Genomic DNA, 18,074 nt, shown 5'->3' with positions numbered 1-18,074 from the left:
CGCGGATGACGACGAGCACGACCGACACGAGCGCCGGCGCGCCGCGGAACATCGTTTCCGCCGTGCGTCGGCGTCGTCGGCGTCTGCTCATCGGGATCGTCGTCGCGGTGCTTGCGCTCGTCGTCGCCGTCGTGCTGAGTCTCATGCTCGGAGCCCGGTACATCGAGCCGAGCGCAGTGCTGCACGCGCTGCTGCACTACGACCGTCGTGACGACGACTCGCTGGTCGTCGTCGACAGCCGGTTGCCCCGCACCCTGCTCGGTCTGCTCGCCGGTCTGGCACTGGGACTCGCGGGCACGGTGATGCAGGGACTGTCGCGCAACCCCTTGGCCGACCCGGGCATCCTGGGCGTCAACTTCGGCGCCTCGCTTGCCGTGGTCGTGGCGATCAGCTTCTTCGGGATCACCTCGCTCACGGGGTATCTCTGGTTCGCTTTCGCCGGGGCGGCGCTCGCCTCCGTCGTCGTCTACCTCGTCGCCTCGCGGGGCCGGGAGGGCGCGACGCCGGTGAAGCTCGCGCTCGCAGGGGCCGCCGTCTCGGCCGCGCTCGGCTCGCTGATCACAGCCGTGCTGCTCACGAGCCAGGTCTCGCTGGACGCGCTACGGTTCTGGCAGGTCGGCTCGCTGGCGGGCCGGGGTTTCGACATCGTCGCGCAGGTGCTTCCCACCATCGTCGTGGGAACCGTGCTGGCGCTGGCCCTCGGCCGGGTGCTCAACGGTCTCGCTCTCGGCGACGATGTGGCCCGTGGTCTCGGCCAGAGGGTCGGCCTCTCCCGACTGTTCAGCGCGCTCGCGATCGTGCTGTTGTGCGGTTCCGCGACCGCGGCGGTCGGGCCGATCGCCTTCGTGGGGCTCGTCGTTCCGCACGCCGCCCGCTGGGTGGTCGGCGGCGACTACCGGTGGATCCTCGCGTTCTCCGCAGTGCTCGCTCCGACACTGCTGCTCGTCTGCGATGTGATCGGCCGGGTCGTCGCATCCCCCGGCGAGCTGCAGGTCGGCATCGTGACCGCCGTGGTCGGTGCACCCGTGTTCATCGCGCTCGTCCGCCGGCGCAAACTGGTGACGCTGTGACCGGGCTGCGCCTGCATCCGGGCGTCACGGCGGCGGTCCGCGGCGACCGGCGCCGACGCGCGGCGCGGGAGTTGCGCGTCGCGCTCGTGCTCGCGGTGCTCATCGTGGTGATCGGCGCCCTGTCGCTCGGTCTCGGAGCGGCCGCGGTAGCACCGGGCGACATCCTCGCTGCCCTGATCGGCCGGGCCGACCGCCTCACCCAATTCGTCGTCCTCGACCTGCGGCTGCCGCGGCTCACGGCGGCCATCCTGGTGGGCGGCTGTCTCGGGCTCTCGGGCGCCCTCATCCAATCGATCGCGCGCAACCCGCTGGCGAGCCCCGACATCATCGGGATCACCGCCAGCGCGAGCGCCACCGGAGCCACGGCGCTCGTCTGGTTCGGGCTCACCGGTCTCGCCCTGTCCGGCGTCGTGCTCGCCGGAACCGTTCTAGCGGCGGCGATCATCTATCTGCTCGCGTGGCGCGACGGGATCAGCGGCTACCGGTTCGTGCTGATCGGCATCGGGTTCGCGGCGATCTGCACGGCGCTGGTGTCGTATGTGCTCACCACCGCCGCGATCACGGATGTGCAGCAGGCGCTGGTCTGGATCACCGGCAGTCTCAACAACGTCGACCCGGTGGCGCTGACAGTGCTGGCGGTGAGTGCCCTGATCTTCGTGCCCTCCGCGCTGCTGCTCGCTCGGCCGCTCGCCGCCCTCGGGCTCGGCGACGACGCCGCAGCCGCGACCGGCGTGCGCGTGGAACGGACCCGACTGCTCGTGGTGTTCGTGGCCGTTGCGCTCGCCGCGGTCGCCGTCGCCGCTGCCGGCCCGGTGGTCTTCGTCGCGTTCGTCGCCGCGCCCATCGCCCGTCGGCTGGTCGGCCGTGGAGCGCTGGCGCTGGTGTCGTCGGCGTTGGTGGGCGCGCTCGTCCTCGTCATCTCCGACATCATCGCCCAGTTCGCCGTGCCGGGTGTCTCGTTCCCAGTCGGGGTCGTCACCGGTATCGTCGGTGCGCCGTACCTGCTCTGGCTGCTCGTCAGAACCAACCGAACCGGCCAGGGAGGCTGACCATGACCGCTGAACATGAGCTCGCCGCCCGTGCGCTGACACTCGCGTACGAGGGGCGGGCGGTGGTCGACGGTCTCGACCTCGACATCCCCTCCGGCCGCGTCACGGCGATCGTCGGGCCGAACGCGTGCGGGAAGTCGACGCTGCTGCGGGGGCTCTCCCGCCTGCTCGCCCCCGCATCCGGAACCGTGCTGCTCGACGGCGCCGACATCCACTCGCTGCCGACGAAGGAGGTGGCCACCAGGCTCGGTCTGCTGCCGCAAACGCCGACGGCGCCCGACGGCATCACGGTGGCCGACCTGGTCGGTCGCGGGCGCTACCCGCACCAGGGCTGGTTCCGCCGGTGGGCGCCCGCCGACGACGAGGCCGTCGCCGAGGCGATGACCTCGACCGGCGTCGACGATCTGGCCGACCGCGCCATCGACGAGCTCTCGGGCGGGCAGCGGCAGCGCGTCTGGATCGCGATGGCACTGGCACAGCAGACCGGGATCCTGCTGCTGGACGAGCCGACGACCTTCCTCGACATCAGCCATCAGATCGACGTGCTCGACCTGCTGCTCGACCTCAACGCGACGCGCGGCACCACGGTGGTCATGGTGCTGCACGATCTGAACCTCGCCGCGCGATACGCGGACCACCTCATCGCGATGAGGGAGGGTGCCGTCGTGGCCGCCGGCGATCCGGGGACGGTCGTCACGGCAGAACTGGTGCGGGATGTCTTCGGCGTCGACTCCGTGATCGTGCCAGACCCGGTGAGCGCGACCCCGCTCGTCGTCCCGATCGGCCGACACCACCACCACCACTGACCTCGCCCTGCCCGCGCAGATTGCCACCTGTGGTCGCTCTCAGCCCAGCGGAAGCGACCACGAGTGGCGAACCGCGCAGGAAGCGACGGGGCGCACGGGTGGCCGGCGGCGCGGGGCTTCGCGCCGTCGGCCCGTGTCTGGCAGCGAGCACCGTGCCGAGGTCGGGTGCGGATGCGGCTCATGCCAGGTCCGGCGGGACACCACCGAAGCGCAGGGCGCGGCCGTGAGGCCGGGTGACGCCATCAGGGTGGCAACGGCTCAAGTCTACGACCGGCCGGGCGTGGCGGACCCGGGGATTTCGTCGTATCCCCCTCGAAACCGTTCAGACGAGCGAGCCGAAGAACTCCCGAATCGCGTCGGCCGTCGCCTCTGGCCGTTCCAGCCCGAGGAAGTGGCCGCCCGAGGGGGCCCTCACGAATGAGCGCAGGTCGGTGGCGGCCCGCTCGGCGAGCGAAACCGGGAACTCTCGCATCGCGGGTTCGCGGCTCAGATACACGCCCAGCGGAGCGGTGATCGGCGGCCGGGCCGGGTTCGCCCCGTAGTCGAAGTACTGCCGGAACGACGAGCCGACGGATTCGGTGACCCAGTAGAGCGTCGCCAGCGTGAGGAGCGCATCCCGGTCGATCGTCGTGAGCAGGTCGCCGTCTACCCAGTCGTGCCACTTGTCCACGATCCATGCCAGCAGGCCGGCGGGGGAGTCGGCAAGCGCTGCCGCGATCGTGTCGGGCCGGGTGCACATGATCTCGCTGTAGCCGCCGTCTGCGGCGTCGTAGCGTTCGAGGCCGGCAAGGTAGGCCCGCTCGGCATCGTCGACGGAGTCCGTGTCGGCCGGGAAGGGGGCGTGCAGCAGCTGCACACCGATGAGCCGGTCGGCGTGGTCGACACCGAGCCAGGTGGCCGCTCCGCCGCCGATATCGCCCCCGAACGCCGCGTAGCGGTCGTAGCCGAGCACGGTCGTCATCAGCGCGTGCAGATCGTGCGCGATCGCCGGCCGGGTGAGCGGGCCTTCAGGCAGTTCCGAGAAGAGGAATCCGGGCAGTGAAGGGATGACGACGTCGAACGCGATGCGCGCATCCGATCCGAACGCGGCCGGGTTCGCCAGGCGGTCGCCGAGCGCGAGGTATTCGGTGAACCCGCTCGGCCAGCCGTGCAGCAGGAGCAGCGGAACCCGTGTCTCGGCCGAACCCGCCGCCGCGATGCGGACGAAGTGGATGCGGTGGCCGTCGACCTCCGCCAGGAACTGGTCGTAGTCGTTCAGCCTGGCCTCCTGCATGCGCCAGTCGAAGTCGTCCCTCCAGGCCTCGACGAGCCCGCGAAGGATGCCCGGGTCGATGCCGCCCGACCACGCTCCGTCTCCGAGCGCGCCGGTGTACCTGGTGCGCCGCAGCCGCTCGCGCAGATCGTCGAGGGTGCTGTCGGGGACGTCGATGCGGAACGGTTCGATGCTCATCGCGTTTCACGCTACTCCGACCGTGCGACGTCGTGACCCCCACATGGAAGAATCGTGGGCATGGCTTCTCCGATCACACCACCCCGCGGGATGCGCGACTTCCTTCCGGCCGACAAGGCGCGTCGCGAGCACGCGCTCGGGGTCATCCGACGCACATTCACAGCCCACGGTTTCGACGAGATCGAGACCCCGGTCGTCGAGGATGTCGCCCGGCTGCACTCCGGCCTCGGCGGGGACAACGAGAAGCTCGGGTTCGGTGTTCTGAAGCGCGGCCTCGACGCCGACGATCTGCGTGCGGCCCTCGACTCGGGCGACGTGCTGAGCCTCACTGACCTCGGCCTGCGGTTCGACCTCACGGTTCCGCTCGCGCGGTTCTACGCCACCCACCGCGCCGAGCTCCCCCCGGTGTTCCGGTCGATCCAGATCGCGCCGGTCTGGCGGGCGGAGCGCCCCCAGAAGGGCCGCTACCGCCAGTTCGTGCAGTGCGACATCGACATCATCGGCGAGGCCGGTCAGCTGGCCGAGGTGGAGCTCATCACGGCGACCTCGGCAGCCCTGGATGCGCTGGGCCTGCAGGACTGCACGATCCGCATCAACGACCGCCGCATCCTGAACGGCCTGCTGGAGTTCTGCGGTTTCGAGGAGCCGCGCTGGCCGCAAGTGCTCATCTCGATCGACAAGCTGGACAAGATCGGCGCCGCCGGCGTGGTGGCGGAGCTGAGCGCGGACGGAGCCGATGCGGCGGCGGTGCTCGGCGGCATCCTGGAGAACCTGGAGCCGCACCTCGCCGAAGGCGGTGTCGCCCTGACCGTCGAGGCGATCACTGGCATCCTGCCGGACGGGATCGACACCGATGCGGTCGCGGCGCTGGAGGCCCTCGCCCACGCCCTCGACTCGCTCCCCAGCGGGGTCACGCTGCGATTCGACCCGACTCTCGTGCGCGGGATGGGCTACTACACCGGCACCATCTTCGAGATCGCTCACCCGGGCTCCGGGAGCTCGGTGGGCGGCGGTGGGCGCTACGACGGAATGATCGGCCGCTTTCTGGGCACGGAAGTTCCGGCCTGCGGGTTCTCCATCGGGTTCGAGCGGGTGGTCGACCTCATCGAGGTTCCGGCCGACGCCGCAGCCGACTCGGTGGTGCTCGTCTTCGACCCCGCCGTGCCGCTCGACCGGCTGCTCGCCGTGAAGACCGAGCTGATCGCATCCGGTCGCCGTGTGCGGCTGGAGAAGCGCGCCAAAAACCTGAAGGCGGTGCTCGACCGTGCGACCTCCGCCGGTTTCGGGGCGTTCGCCTTCGTGACCGCAGACACCGTCGACGTCACGTCGCTGGAGATCAAGGAGCTCGCATGACCCGCCTCGATTGGGCCTCCGGCCACTGGACGCATGAACCCGCCGCGGTCGAACGGCACGGCGACGCTGTGGTGGTGACGGCCGTCGAGGGCACCGATGCGTGGCGCACGACGGCCTACGGTTTCGTGCACGACACCGAGCACGCCCTGCTCGCTCCCTTCGATGCGGGAACCGCCGTCGAGGTGGCCTTCACCGGCGATTTCAGCGGCGACTTCGACCAGGCGGGCGTCTTCCTGCGCACCGACGACGAGAACTGGATCAAGACCGGCGTGGAGTTCTCCGACGGCCTCCTGCAGCTCGGCGCCGTGGTCACCCGTGGCGTCTCCGACTGGTCGGTGGCGCCCGTTCCGCACTGGGCCGGCCGCCGCATCACGGTGCGCGCCAGCCGCTCCGGCGACGCTGTCGCCATCCGTGCCCGCATCGACGACGAGCCGTTCGCGCTCATCCGTCTCGCACCGCTCGACCCGGATGCGGTGGTCCATGCGGGCCCGTTCCTCTGCGCCCCCAGCCGCTCCGGTCTCACCGTCACCTTCGAGAGCTGGACCGTGACCGAGGCCGACGGCTCGCTGCACTAGCCGGGCCGGCCGACCCCGCGAACCCGGGCGACAGCCTGATGACCGGACAGTGAACAGAGCGGGGCGCATCCCGAACCTCAGTAGACTGGCCAGCGGAAACCCTAGATTCACACAAGGAGACAGTTGTGGCTCAGATCGAAGCTGTAGGCGCTCGCGAGATTCTCGACTCGCGCGGAAACCCGACCATCGAGGTCGAGGTTCTTCTCGAAGACGGCACGGTCAGCCGTGCCGCCGTTCCGTCCGGTGCCTCCACCGGCGCGTTCGAGGCCTACGAGCTTCGCGACGGCGACAAGGACCGCTACCAGGGCAAGGGCGTGCTCAAGGCCGTCGACGCCGTTCTGGACGAGATCGGCCCGGCCATCGAGGGCTTCGAGGCCGCCGACCAGCGCCTCATCGATTCGGCCATGATCGAGCTCGACGGAACCGACAACAAGAAGCGTCTCGGTGCCAACGCCATCCTCGGAGTGAGCCTGGCTGTCGCCAAGGCCGCCGCCGACTCGGCCGACCTTCCCCTGTTCCGCTACCTCGGCGGGCCGAACGCCCACACCCTCCCGGTGCCGATGATGAACATCATCAATGGTGGCGCGCACGCCGACACCGGCGTCGACATCCAGGAATTCATGGTGCTGCCGATCGGCGCGGAGAACTTCTCCGAGGCCCTCCGCTGGGGCGTCGAGACCTACCACTCCCTCAAGTCGCTGCTCAAGCAGCGCGGCCTGAGCACCGGCCTCGGCGACGAGGGCGGTTTCGCCCCCGAGCTGGAGCACAACCGTGCCGCGCTCGACCTGATCTCCGAAGCCATCCAGAACGCCGGTTTCACCGTCGGCACCGACATCGCGCTCGGCCTCGACGTCGCCTCCACCGAGTTCTTCGAGAACGGCGTCTACACATTCGAGGGCAAGGACCGCACAGCGGCCGAGATGTCCGCGTACTACGCCGAACTGGCCGCCAACTACCCGCTGGTCTCCATCGAGGACCCGCTGGCCGAGGACGACTGGGCCGGTTGGGCGCACCTGAACGCCGAGATCGGCGGCAAGCTGCAGCTCGTCGGCGACGACCTGTTCGTCACCAACCCGAAGCGTCTCGCCCAGGGCATCGAGGTCGGCGCGGCGAACAGCATCCTCGTCAAGGTCAACCAGATCGGCACCCTGACCGAGACCCTGGATGCGGTCTCCCTGGCCCAGCGCAACGGCATGACCGCCGTGCTCTCCCACCGCTCCGGCGAGACCGAGGACACCACCATCGCCGACCTCGCCGTCGCCACCGACGCCGGCCAGATCAAGACCGGCGCTCCGGCCCGCTCCGAGCGTGTCGCCAAGTACAACCAGCTCCTCCGCATCGAGGAAGAGCTGGGCGAGGCCGCGGTCTACGCCGGTCGCAGCGCGTTCCCGCGCTTCACCGCGTAGTCACCGCGTAGTCACCGGGTCGAACCGCTGGGGCCCCCGTCGAGAGACGGGGGCCCCTTCCCGTTGCTCCGGCGCTCAACGGTCGCAGAACGTCGATCTGGCGTGCGAAACCGGGCCGGGAACGACGTTCTGCGACCGATGAGGGATGCCCGCGCGGGCGCAACGCGGGGCAGGGTCGGTGCTCTTCTCGGTCGGCCCGGTGCGGCACATCGTGATCGTTGTCGCGCACGCCGCGTGCGCATCCCGGGCTCCCCAGGTGTGTGCCTTACGATGAAACCGGGCTCCGGCCCGCCGTTTCCGCCCGCGTCACACTCTGGAGGCCCCGTGGCCAAGCCTCGCACCCGCCGAGTGCCTGTCACCCTCGCGAACAGGCCGACAGCGACGGGCCGCTGGCTGCGCGGCATCCACTTCTCGGGGTTCTCGCTGGTGATGATGGGGTTGCTCGTCATGGCCGTGGTGATCCTCGCGCCGACGCTGCGCGCCCTGGTAGAGCAGCGTCAGCAGATCGCCGACCAGCAGCAGGCGGTCGACCGGCTCTCGGCGCAGGTCACCGACCTGAAAGAGCAGCGCGCGCGGTGGAACGACCCCAGCTACATCCGGTCTCAGGCGCGGGACAGGCTCAACTATGTGATGCCGGGCGAGGTCAGCTATCTCGTGATCGACGACCGACCGCCCGCGTCCACGGCGGCGGGGGATACGCCGATCAGCTCGAAACTGCAGAAGACCGACACCGACTGGGTGCAGTCGCTGTTCGGTTCATTCATGGGCGCCGGTCTCACGACCGCCACACCGGACCAGCTCTCCGGCACGACACCGACCACCCCCGCACCGACCCCGACCCCAGGCGGCTAGACATGACCACCCCACCTTTCGACCCGGTGACAGACGACGACATCGCCGTCGTCTCCGCACAGCTCGGCCGACCCGCCCGCAACGTCGTCGGCATCGCTGCGCGCTGCGTCTGCGGCCGTCCCACCGTCGTTTCGACAGCCCCGCGACTCGACGACGGAACCCCGTTCCCCACGTTCTACTACCTGACGCACCCGGCCGCCACGGCCGCCCTCTCGCAGCTCGAGGCGACGCAGGTCATGAACGAGTACAACACCGCGCTCGAAGAGGATGCGACGCTCCGCGAACAGTACGCGAGCGCCCACGCCGCCTACCTGGCCGACCGGGAGAGCATCGCCGTGGTCGAGGAGATCGCCGGTATTTCGGCCGGCGGCATGCCCGTGCGCGTCAAATGCCTGCACGCCTTAGGGGCGCACGCACTGGCGGCCGGCCCCGGAGTCAACCCGATCGGCGATCTCGCCCTCGCCAGGGCCGACTGGTCGCCGGAGATCTGCGAGTGCGTGGATGCGGGAGGCGACAGCGTCGAGAACCTCACCCCGTCCCCCACGACCGGCGCGCAGCACGCCGCCGGCGCCGAATGAGCCGCACCCGCCGATGAATCGCCAGGGCAGATGAATCGCTGGGGCCGATGAAGAGCTGGGGCCGATGAAGAGCTGGGGCCGTGGGGGAGTCGCTATCGCCGCCGGAGTCGTTCTGGCGTTGTCGGCGGGCGGTGTCGCGCACGCCGATCAGGTGCGTGACCTCGAATACTGGCTCAACGATTACGGGTTCTCGCAGGCCTGGCAGACCACGAAAGGCGCCGGAGTCACGGTGGCCGTGATCGACACCGGCGTCGACGGCAGTGTGCCGGACCTCGCCGGGGCGGTTGTCGGCGGAACGGATGTCTCCGGGGTCGGCGCCGCCAACGGCCAGAAACCGCTCGGCGGCGACGCAGACTCGTCGAGCCACGGCACCTGGGTTGCTTCTCTGCTGGCGGGGCGGGGAACCGGTGCAGACAGCGGCGTATTGGGCGCGGCGCCCGAGGCCTCCATCCTCACGGCTTCGGTCGCACTCGGCACCTCCGCAGGGTCGATCAGCAGCGACGACCAGATCGCGAGCGCCGTTCGCTGGGCCGTCGACAACGGCGCCACGGTGATCAATATGTCGCTCACCCGCAACACGCTCGACTGGCCGGTCAGCTGGGACGACGCGTTCCAGTACGCGTTCTCGCACGATGTGGTGATCGTCGCCGCCGCCGGAAACCGCGGCAGTGGCACCACCGAGGTCGGGGCACCGGCCACGATCCCGGGCGTGCTGACCGTCGCCGGGGTCGACCGATCGGGCAAGGCCAGCTTCGATGCCTCCTCCCAGGGGATCACGATCGGCGTCTCGGCGCCCAGCGAGCAACTCGTCGGCGCCAACCCCGGCGGCGGATACGTGCAGTGGGCGGGCACCAGCGGTGCGGCTCCGCTCGTCTCCGGGGCCGTTGCGCTGGTGCGGGCCGCGCATCCCGAGCTGAAGGCGGCGGATGTGATCGAGCGCATCATCAAGACGGCGCGACCCGTCGCCGGCGCCGTCCCCAGCCCGATTTACGGTTTCGGACTCCTGAATGCGGGGGCCGCGGTCACCGCGAGTGTTCCGCATGTCACGGCGAACCCGATGGGCGACCTCACCGAGTGGATCCGCATCCACCGCCGTGCGGCCGTGCCGGTCACTCCCGCTCCGAACGCCCCGGCGCCGGGCGGCGGGGCGGGGGCCAGCGCGACCCCGCAGGCGCTCGCGCCGGACCGTTCCGTGCGGTTCGACCAGCTTCTCTGGCCGAGCTGGAACGCCCTCACCACCTTCTGGTTGCCGTTCAGTGTGATAGCCGGTTTTCTCGCCCTCGCCGCTCTCGGCGGCGTGGGCGCGTGGCGGCATTTCAGGCGAACGGCCCGTAGGGAGTAGATTAACCGCATACTTTCGTGTTGAGGAGACCGTTCACTGTGCCCAAAATTCTGATCGTCGGCGGAGGATACGCCGGGTTCTACACCGCCTGGAAGCTCGAGAAGCAGCTGCGCAAGGGTGAGGCCGAGGTCACTATCGTCGACCCGCTGCCTTACATGACGTACCAGCCGTTCCTTCCCGAGGTCGCCGCGGGGTCGATCGAACCGCGTCACGCGGTCGTCGCCCACCGCCGCCACCTGAACAAGACGAACGTCGTCACGGCCAAGGTCACCTACATCGACCACGCCAAGAAGACCGCGACGATCCAGCCGCCGGTCGGCGAGGCGTACGAGTTCGAGTACGACGTCGTGGTGGTCACCGCCGGCGCCGTCTCGCGCACGTTCCCCATCCCGGGTGTCGCCGATCAGGCCATCGGCCTCAAGACCATCGAAGAGGCCGTCGCCATCCGCGACCGCGTTCTCACCAACTTCGACAAGGCTGCCACGCTGCCGGCCGGTCCCGAGCGGGATCGCCTCCTCACCTTCGTGGTCGTGGGCGGCGGCTTCGCGGGCATCGAGGTGTTCGCCGAGCTGCGGTCGTTCGCGAGCGCGCTGATCAAGAACTACCCGCAGATCAGGTTCGAAGACACCCACTTCCACCTCATCGAGGCGATGGGCCGCATCATGCCGGAGGTGTCGCTGCCGACCAGCCACTGGGTGATCAAGAACCTCGCCCAGCGCGGGGCGGAGATCCACCTGGATACGCAGCTCTCCAGCGCCGTCGACGGCGTCATCGAGCTCTCCACCGGTGAGACCTTCGAGACCGACCTCATCGTCTGGACCGCCGGCGTCATGGCCAACCCAGGCATCGTTCGCCACACCGACCTTCCGATCGAGGAGCGCGGACGCCTTACGGTGCGCGCCGACTTGCGCGTCGGCACCGAGGACGAGATCGTCAAGGACGCTTGGGGCGCCGGAGACGTTTCGGCCGTGCCCGATCTGACCGGCGGCGGTGTCGGCGGCTTCTGCGTTCCGAACGCTCAACACGCGGTGCGTCAGGGCAAGCTGCTGGCAAAGAACATCATCGCCGACCTGCGTGGCGAACTGCCGCGCCAGTACTTCCACAAGAACATGGGCGCGGTGGCCGGTCTCGGCCTCGGCATCGGCGTGTTCCAGTCGGGCAAGTTCGCGATGAAGGGTCTGCTCGCCTGGTTCGCGCACCGCGGATACCACGGTCTCGCCATGCCGAGCTGGGAGCGCAAGTGGCGCGTGATCTGGGGCTGGTGGAACAACTTCTGGCTCGGTCGCGACATCGTCTCGCTCGCCGCGACGCAGAACCCGCGCGCCGTCTTCGAAGAGTTCGCTTCCCGCCCGAAGCCGCCGGCCGCCGAAGCTGCCCCCGCGGTCGAGGCCCCGAAGAAGGCCCCGGCCAAGCGCGCTCCCGCCAAGAAGGTCGAAGCGCCTGCGGAGGTCGCCGCGAAGTAGTTCGCGCCGTTCCGCCATGGACAGGCCCGGTTCCGACGAAAGTCGGGCCGGGCCTTCTGCGTGCCCCGATGCCGGTTTGCGGCGTCTGCAGCAGCTCCCGCCTGCCACGGGGTCCTGCGGCCGCATGACGCCATGCGAGGCTCAGCTGTGGGTGTCGGGCGCGCGCGCGATGGTGGCGCGCCCCTGGGTAAGGTCTTGCAGCGCATCCCGGGCCGTGCCGAGGGCCGTCTCGGGGAGCCGCACCGTCAGCCGCACCGTCGTGCCGTAGTCGGCGTCGAGCACCTCGAAGCCCTGTGTTCCCGCCCAGTGCCGGATGCGTTCCGCATCGCTGTAGTCGGCCTCCGCGGCCAGCAGCGCCGACGGAACGTGCTCGATGAGGGTGGCGTCTCGCAAGGCGGTCGCGATCGCCTCCGTGTAGGCGCGCACCAGCCCGCCCGCACCCAGTCTCACACCGCCGTAGTACCGCACCACCGCGGCGACGACACCGTCGAGGTCGTGGTGGCGCAGCACCTCCAGGATCGGACGCCCCGCCGTGCCGGAGGGCTCGCCGTCGTCGGACATGCCCGATTGCCCGCCGGCCAGCAGCGCCCAGCACACATGGGTGGCCCCGGGGTGCGCGCGGCGGAGGGCGGCCAGCTCGGTCATCCCCGCCTCGCGGTCGGCGACCGGCATCGCTACGGCCAGGAAGCGGCTGCGGCGCACCTCGATCTCGGCCGTGGCGGGGGCCGCGAGCGTGTGGATGGGCATCTTCTCACGGTATTCGATGGCATGCTAAAGGGCAGGGCATTCGGTCGGGGCGACGTGGGGGGTTTTGTGGGGCTGTTCTCGAGGGGGAAGAAGGATGTGCCGCCGCGCGACGCGTCCGCCGCGAACGTGATCGGCGCGGGGGCCGAGAGCAGGCCGGTGTCGAATCAGCTCGTTCTCGCCGCATTGCGAACGTGGGGGGCGGAACGGAACGCGCAGACGTTCGCGAACGTGCTCCGGCAGTGCGCGACCGGCGAACTGCTGCTCGATACGACCGGGTCGACCGTCGCCGACCAGCAGAACGGCTTCCAGACCGGCGATACGCTCGGCGTCGGTTACCGCACCGACGAGCAGGGCCGCACGTTGCTGCTCGCCTTCACGAACAACGAGCGCCTGGCGGAGTATCACCGCGGCGAGCCGGTGCTCTCGCTGGCCCAGCCCGCCGCCGCTGTGATGACGCAGGCGGCCACATCGCCGTACGACGGCATCGCGATCGACGCCGGCTCGAGCGATCTCTGCATCGCGTACGGCGACGAGATCCGCCGCCACCTCACCGACGATGCCTCGCTCAACTCCGCCCTCAAATCCGCGTTGGTGAGCCGCTCCCTGCCCTGGACGGAGTTTCTCGACCTCGTCGGCGGTGCCCCCGCCGTCTTCATCGCCACGCAGGAGGCGACGGATGCGTCGGGTGCCGTCACCGGCATCACCGTTCCGACGGTCAGCGGCAAGAACGGCGAAACATATGCGGCCGTCTTCACCTCTCCCGCCGAGGTGTGGGCGTGGGCGCCGCCGTTCGACGCGCACGCGACGGGCATGGCGAATGTGGCCCGCGCCGCCCTGGAGGACGGCCACGACGGCCTCGTTCTCAACCCGGCCGGTCAGTCGGTCGTGATCGCCCCCGACGAACTGCCGCCGCTCGCCGCATCCTGACCCGGGATCCCTTGTGTTCCCTCTGCGAAGGGAGGGGGATGGCGGGGCTAGTTGTTGCCCTTTGTGCAGGTCTGTTCGGCGGCCGTCTGGCCGCTGATGTTGGAGGGCAGCGCCACCGCGGTCGGTGTCGGGGTGGGGGTCGGGGTGGCTCCGGGAGTCGCCGCGGTGGTCGGTGCCGTGGTCGGTGTCGGTGCGGGCGTCGCCGTCGCCGTCGGTGTCGCGGTCTCGGTCGCGACGCCGAGCGTGCCGGTCAGGTGCAGCGGCTGATCCGTCGCGAGCGCGCTGACGAGCGCCTGCGCCGACGCAGGATCCGGGATGACGCGCGCCGTGTCGTTCGGGTCGGTGTCGGAAGGGAATTGCAGGAAGACGATGTTGTTCAGGCTGATGCTTTTCATCGCCAGCGCGATCGCGACGAGCGTCGTGGGCTGGGTGAGCGTGTCCGACATCTGCATGTTCGTCACGGCCGCGTGGGCGAGCGTATACATCTCCAGCGGGTTGCTGAGCACCCCGGCGCTCGTCACCTTGCGCAGCAGAGCGGAGAGGAACAGCTGCTGGTTGCTGATGCGCCCCAGGTCACTCCCATCGCCGACGCCATGCCGGCTGCGCACGAACGCGAGTGCATCCGAGCCCACGAGCGTCTGCTGCCCGGCCGCGAGGTTCAGGCCGACATACGGGTCGACCACCGGCGTCGCCAGGCAGACGGAGACACCGCCGACCGCATTGGACATCGCCACGACACCGTCGAAGCTGATCTCGGCCGCATACGGGATGCTCAATCCGGTGAGCTGCTCGGCCGTCGCCACCACGCAGGAGAGCCCGCCGCGGGACAGCGTCGTGTTGAACATCTGGTCGTCGACGGCGGGCTGGCTGCCGCACTGCGGCACGCTCACCATCAGGTCGCGCGGGATGCTGACCACGACGGCACTCTTGTGGTCGGCAGCGATGTGCAGCACCATCGTGACGTCGTTGTTGCCCGCACCGGAGCTTCCGGCGAGCTCGTCGGCGGTGCTGAACTGGCCGCCCTGACCGCTACGCGTGTCTGTTCCCGCCAGCAACACATTCACAGCGCCGCTGATCGACCCGACCGCCGGAATCGCCTGAGCCGGATGCCCGGCCAGGTGGATTCCCGGTTTGATCGACGAGACCGTGTCGACCACGGCGTAGGCCGCCACCCCGACGGTGCTGACGACGGCGACCCCTGCTACGGCCGCCACCAGCCTCAGCAATGCGGTCGCCGGTCGACGGGACTTCTGACGCCCGTGCCGCACGGGTTCCGGCCGCCCGCGCAGACGGGGTCGCAGGGCGACAGGAGCCGAAGACGGTTTGTGCATCCGCCCAGGCTAGAAGGGAAAAATGCGCGATATCCCTCCAACGGCTGAGGAATCTCTCAGCCACGTTTGCGCCCCGGAGTGGGATGTGGTGCCCGGGCTGGCCTCCCCGGGTTGTGCTCAGCCGTTCCGGCGTCGTGCCCGCGGGGTGACGCCGATCAGGGCGATGCCGATCAGTAGGAACACGGCCGACAGCGCCCCGAAGCCGAAGGCGCCGGTCGTATCGCTTCCGGTCTCGGCGAGTTCCGTGGTGCCGGTGGCTGTGGTGGTCGGTCCACTCGGTCGCTGTGCGAGCTGCTGCGCATCTACCGTTCGAACTCTGTCTAGTGCGACTTGACTTGTAATGTCTAGTCTCGCTAGACTAAAGTCATGGTTAGTGAAGAGCCCACCCGCACGCTGGTCAAACGCCTCAAAGACGCAGGCTTCGTGGCTGACCGCACCGTAGGCAGCCACACCACCTACATCAACGGCACCGTTAGCATCACCGTCCCAGACGGACACAAGATCATCTCCCCGGGCATCGTTCGCCAGGTCAACAAAGCAATCCAGAAGGTCACCAAATGAAGAAATACACCGTCTCCGTCACCCGCGACGGCAAATGGTGGATGGTCGCCATCCCCGAACTCGACGGCCTCACCCAAGCGCGCCGCCTCGCCGAAGTGCCCGAGATGGCCCGCGAGTACATCGCCGCCAACACCAACTCCCCCATAGAGAGCTTCGACATCGATGTCGAGTTCGACACCGTCGGCGCCGTCACCGACATCCACACCGCACTCGAGACGATCCGCCGAGACCGAGAAACCGCCGCCCAACTCGAACGCGAAGCCACCGAAACCGCCACCGCACTCGCCAAGGCGCTAGCAGAGGAAGGCGTGCCACTCCGCGACATCGGTGCCATCCTTGACGTCTCCCACCAGCGCGCACACCAGCTCGTCAACGCGTAGAACCACGAAAAAGCCCCGGCCCTGCTACTCCGAAGAGCGGCACGACCGGGGGAGAATCTGCGAGGGTGCTCAATAGATAGCGGACGGGTCGAATGACGGCCTTGGATCGGATTTACTGCAGTGCGAGCTCCAGCAGACGGGAAATGATTCTGGGCCGACCACGACGAGGCCGCGCCAGAACCCCCTTCGCGCGGCCCCAGGCCGCTCTATTTGTTGTCTGCCGCGGAAATTCGACCCTCAGTCGGCTTGAAGAGTCCGTCTACCTCCTCTGGATAGTGCGCAGCCCACTGCGCCAAGAATCCTCGCGCCACAGTGATGCTGGCCGTGGACTCTAGACAGAGGCCCGGGGTATCGCAACTACCCCGGGCCTCCAGACCCCACCGCGCGGATACGTCGACGTCCAGATGACTGTCCCCGCCAACACCATCGTCGAAGCCACCCGCGTCGCCGTCGCCATCACAGGCCCGGTGTTCGACGCCGTACCGATCACCATCACAGTGTTGACCGAAGCCGAATGGAACGCCCGCGAGGGCTACACGCCGATGCCCGACCTCGTCGGCGTGACCGACGCCGCCGAGATCCTCGGCGTCAGCCGGCAGCGGGTACTCCAGCTCATCGACGAGCACCGCCTCACCGCAGAGAAAGTCGGCAAGTCGATGGTCCTCGCCCGCTCCGAAGTCGAAGCGTTCCACCGCCGCACCGCCTGAACTCGAAAGAGAGGCCCGGCCGTGCTACTCCGAAGGGCGGCAGAGTCGGGGCAAATAGTCCCTTGTCGAGCAACCCTGTTAACCGACAAGGGTTTCTGTTCGTTTAGACGCGCTCGTTCAACCGAGCGAGTAACTCAATAGGGGAGAGAGGTTCAAATACCCGATAAAGGGTTGAGAACCTCCGCTTGGAACGTGAGGCCCAGGGCTTCGAGGTCACGGAGCGTCGCGGGAAATGGTTGGTCATACCACCTGACCCCAACGCGCAGATAGTGACAATCCATCTGATTGAGTGGGACCACAGAGCAATGAAGAATAGGCTCTCGCGTCTGGGGCACCGCTCACGTTGAGGTCAACTGAATCCCACTTCCCGATTATCTACAACCAACCACGCGTGGGGTCTCCTCAGACAAAAAAGCGTAACATTATGTTACCATTGAGTGCAACATCATGTTAGACTGTTCTTGTTGGGGGAGATATCCCAAGGGGGAGGAGAACCGGTGGAAATCATCGGAATCCTCACCGCGATAATCAACGCCGGAAACGCTAGCCAGGAAAGGCCCCCAGGTAGACAAATTACCTGGGGGCCGCTCCTCCCAAGGGTAGAACAGGAGAACACGGTGGAGGTAGTAACCCTCATCATCAGCATCGCCGCGCTTGTCGTCGCGGTAAGTGCTTTGCTCGCGGCGATCAGGGGCCGTCGTGGCTGACGACTGGCTGACGAAGCTGAAGGATGTGCGAGCGGCACGGAAGCGGGTCGACCTGGAACGAGACGAGCTCATCATCGCCGCAGCATCCGCCGGCGTGCCGAAGACGCACATTGCTGACGCGGTCGGCCTGTCGTCGATGCAGGTGCACCGGATACTCAACGCGGCACGAGCCCGGGAATGAGAAAGCCCCGCACCGGTATTCCGGTCGGGGCTTTTCGCGGTCTGCCGGTAAGGATACTTCACCTACGCGGGATCAGGTTAACGCGTTGCGAGCGCTTGGTGCAGGCGTTGGTTGTGGTGTGTGGGGTTAGGCCCAGTCCGACCATCTGGATCGGTAGGCGTCCAGTAGTGGTGCGTATGGTCGCGGTGGTTTGCCGAGCGCGCTGAGGATGTCGTCGAGTGGAGGTGATCGTCGGCACCCCGAAGTCTCACCGGGCGCGATCGGTGCCATTCCCGAAGTTCCTCGCGGAAGCGCTCGCGCGGCAGTGTGAGGGCAGGTCGCGCGAGCAGTTGGTGCTCGGCGACGGCCACAATCACATCACCGCGACCTGGACGCCGTTTCGGCCGCTCTGGATGACGCTGCGCGATTCAGTTGTGGGCGATTGGTGGTTCGGGGGCCCCGAAAACCGCTCCGATCCCAGTCATAGCAAGAAAGTAGCCGAGTACCCCCAGTGGGACTCGAACCCACACTTGGACGATTTTAAGTCGTCTGCCTCTGCCGATTGGGCTATGGGGGCCCGAGCATCCATCGTAGCGATGGCGTGAAGACG

General features: G+C 68.5%; 19 protein-coding genes and 1 tRNA gene. 16 read left to right on the top strand and 4 right to left on the bottom strand.

The genetic code is table 11. From position 1 onward, the window contains the following. Positions 1 to 5 precede the first annotated feature (5 nt). Genes K5L49_RS05985 through K5L49_RS05975 form a run of 3 tightly spaced genes read left to right on the top strand, consistent with a single transcriptional unit; the run spans position 6 to position 2,925 of the window. Entirely contained in the window at positions 6 to 1,070 is a 1,065-nt protein-coding gene (locus K5L49_RS05985; protein WP_223691123.1) for a FecCD family ABC transporter permease, read from the top strand. Next, positions 1,067 to 2,119 (top strand): FecCD family ABC transporter permease, encoded by a 1,053-nt coding sequence (locus K5L49_RS05980; RefSeq protein WP_223691121.1) that lies wholly within the window; start codon positions 1,067 to 1,069, stop codon positions 2,117 to 2,119. Before K5L49_RS05985 ends, K5L49_RS05980 begins: the two co-directional genes overlap by 4 nt. 2 nt (positions 2,120 to 2,121) lie before the next feature. Continuing rightward, positions 2,122 to 2,925, top strand: coding sequence for an ABC transporter ATP-binding protein (locus tag K5L49_RS05975; RefSeq protein WP_223691119.1), 804 nt, complete (start codon positions 2,122 to 2,124; stop codon positions 2,923 to 2,925). A 322-nt stretch (positions 2,926 to 3,247) separates the two neighbouring features. Here the strand turns inward: K5L49_RS05975 and K5L49_RS05970 are convergent, their stop codons facing one another. Beyond that, a complete protein-coding gene (locus tag K5L49_RS05970) occupies positions 3,248 to 4,375 on the bottom strand; it encodes an epoxide hydrolase family protein (protein WP_223691117.1) in 1,128 nt (375 codons plus the stop codon). Between the two features lie 60 nt (positions 4,376 to 4,435). Between K5L49_RS05970 and hisS the strand changes: the two genes are divergently transcribed. From hisS to K5L49_RS05935, 7 genes are all read left to right on the top strand, one after another. Then, positions 4,436 to 5,728 carry a histidine--tRNA ligase gene (gene hisS / locus K5L49_RS05965; RefSeq protein WP_223691115.1) on the top strand — a complete coding sequence of 431 codons (1,293 nt, stop codon included), beginning with the start codon at positions 4,436 to 4,438 and terminating at the stop codon, positions 5,726 to 5,728. After that, entirely contained in the window at positions 5,725 to 6,303 is a 579-nt protein-coding gene (locus tag K5L49_RS05960; protein WP_223691113.1) for a DUF1349 domain-containing protein, read from the top strand. The genes hisS and K5L49_RS05960 overlap by 4 nt, the downstream gene beginning before the upstream one ends. A gap of 125 nt (positions 6,304 to 6,428) precedes the next feature. Next, the gene (gene eno, locus K5L49_RS05955; protein WP_223691112.1) at positions 6,429 to 7,709 is read left to right on the top strand and encodes a phosphopyruvate hydratase; all 1,281 of its coding nucleotides are present in this window, start codon (positions 6,429 to 6,431) and stop codon (positions 7,707 to 7,709) included. A gap of 324 nt (positions 7,710 to 8,033) precedes the next feature. Beyond that, positions 8,034 to 8,561, top strand: coding sequence for an FtsB family cell division protein (locus K5L49_RS05950; protein ID WP_223691110.1), 528 nt, complete (start codon positions 8,034 to 8,036; stop codon positions 8,559 to 8,561). A gap of 2 nt (positions 8,562 to 8,563) precedes the next feature. After that, on the top strand, positions 8,564 to 9,139 hold the full coding sequence (locus tag K5L49_RS05945) for a DUF501 domain-containing protein (RefSeq protein ID WP_223691102.1): 576 nt from the start codon (positions 8,564 to 8,566) through the stop codon (positions 9,137 to 9,139). 64 nt (positions 9,140 to 9,203) lie between these two features. After that, the gene (locus K5L49_RS05940) at positions 9,204 to 10,481 is read left to right on the top strand and encodes a S8 family serine peptidase (protein WP_223691100.1); all 1,278 of its coding nucleotides are present in this window, start codon (positions 9,204 to 9,206) and stop codon (positions 10,479 to 10,481) included. Between the two features lie 38 nt (positions 10,482 to 10,519). Next, positions 10,520 to 11,944, top strand: a complete 1,425-nt coding sequence (locus tag K5L49_RS05935; RefSeq protein WP_223691098.1) for an NAD(P)/FAD-dependent oxidoreductase — start codon at positions 10,520 to 10,522, stop codon at positions 11,942 to 11,944. Between the two features lie 141 nt (positions 11,945 to 12,085). On the opposite strand, the gene K5L49_RS05930 is transcribed toward K5L49_RS05935, so the two are convergent. Next, positions 12,086 to 12,691 carry an IMPACT family protein gene (locus K5L49_RS05930; RefSeq protein WP_223691097.1) on the bottom strand — a complete coding sequence of 202 codons (606 nt, stop codon included), beginning with the start codon at positions 12,689 to 12,691 and terminating at the stop codon, positions 12,086 to 12,088. A 54-nt stretch (positions 12,692 to 12,745) separates the two neighbouring features. Between K5L49_RS05930 and K5L49_RS05925 the strand changes: the two genes are divergently transcribed. Next, positions 12,746 to 13,618 carry an SseB family protein gene (locus K5L49_RS05925; protein ID WP_223691095.1) on the top strand — a complete coding sequence of 291 codons (873 nt, stop codon included), beginning with the start codon at positions 12,746 to 12,748 and terminating at the stop codon, positions 13,616 to 13,618. A 47-nt stretch (positions 13,619 to 13,665) separates the two neighbouring features. On the opposite strand, the gene K5L49_RS05920 is transcribed toward K5L49_RS05925, so the two are convergent. Next, positions 13,666 to 14,949 carry an LCP family protein gene (locus K5L49_RS05920; protein WP_223691093.1) on the bottom strand — a complete coding sequence of 428 codons (1,284 nt, stop codon included), beginning with the start codon at positions 14,947 to 14,949 and terminating at the stop codon, positions 13,666 to 13,668. 366 nt (positions 14,950 to 15,315) lie between these two features. Here K5L49_RS05920 and K5L49_RS05915 point away from each other — a divergent pair, with 366 nt between their 5' ends. The 5 genes from K5L49_RS05915 (at position 15,316) to K5L49_RS05895 (ending at position 17,485) form a co-directional block, all read left to right on the top strand. Further along, on the top strand, positions 15,316 to 15,510 hold the full coding sequence (locus tag K5L49_RS05915; protein WP_223691091.1) for a type II toxin-antitoxin system HicA family toxin: 195 nt from the start codon (positions 15,316 to 15,318) through the stop codon (positions 15,508 to 15,510). After that, positions 15,507 to 15,890 (top strand): hypothetical protein, encoded by a 384-nt coding sequence (locus tag K5L49_RS05910; protein WP_223691089.1) that lies wholly within the window; start codon positions 15,507 to 15,509, stop codon positions 15,888 to 15,890. Before K5L49_RS05915 ends, K5L49_RS05910 begins: the two co-directional genes overlap by 4 nt. 404 nt (positions 15,891 to 16,294) lie before the next feature. Then, positions 16,295 to 16,597: a helix-turn-helix domain-containing protein gene (locus K5L49_RS05905; protein WP_223691087.1), complete on the top strand. Its 303-nt coding sequence runs from the start codon at positions 16,295 to 16,297 to the stop codon at positions 16,595 to 16,597. A 497-nt stretch (positions 16,598 to 17,094) separates the two neighbouring features. Then, on the top strand, positions 17,095 to 17,304 hold the full coding sequence (locus K5L49_RS05900) for a hypothetical protein (RefSeq protein ID WP_223691085.1): 210 nt from the start codon (positions 17,095 to 17,097) through the stop codon (positions 17,302 to 17,304). Continuing rightward, on the top strand, positions 17,297 to 17,485 hold the full coding sequence (locus K5L49_RS05895) for a hypothetical protein (RefSeq protein ID WP_223691083.1): 189 nt from the start codon (positions 17,297 to 17,299) through the stop codon (positions 17,483 to 17,485). Before K5L49_RS05900 ends, K5L49_RS05895 begins: the two co-directional genes overlap by 8 nt. A gap of 482 nt (positions 17,486 to 17,967) precedes the next feature. On the opposite strand, the gene K5L49_RS05890 is transcribed toward K5L49_RS05895, so the two are convergent. Further along, positions 17,968 to 18,041: transfer RNA gene (locus K5L49_RS05890), tRNA-Leu, on the bottom strand. Positions 18,042 to 18,074: the final 33 nt, after the last annotated feature.

The sequence above is a fragment of the Leifsonia poae genome, from assembly GCF_020009625.1.
Lineage (GTDB): Bacteria > Actinomycetota > Actinomycetes > Actinomycetales > Microbacteriaceae > Leifsonia > Leifsonia poae_A.
The sequence above is the reverse complement of the archived record's forward strand: the minus strand, read 5'-3'. Positions and strand labels throughout refer to the sequence as shown.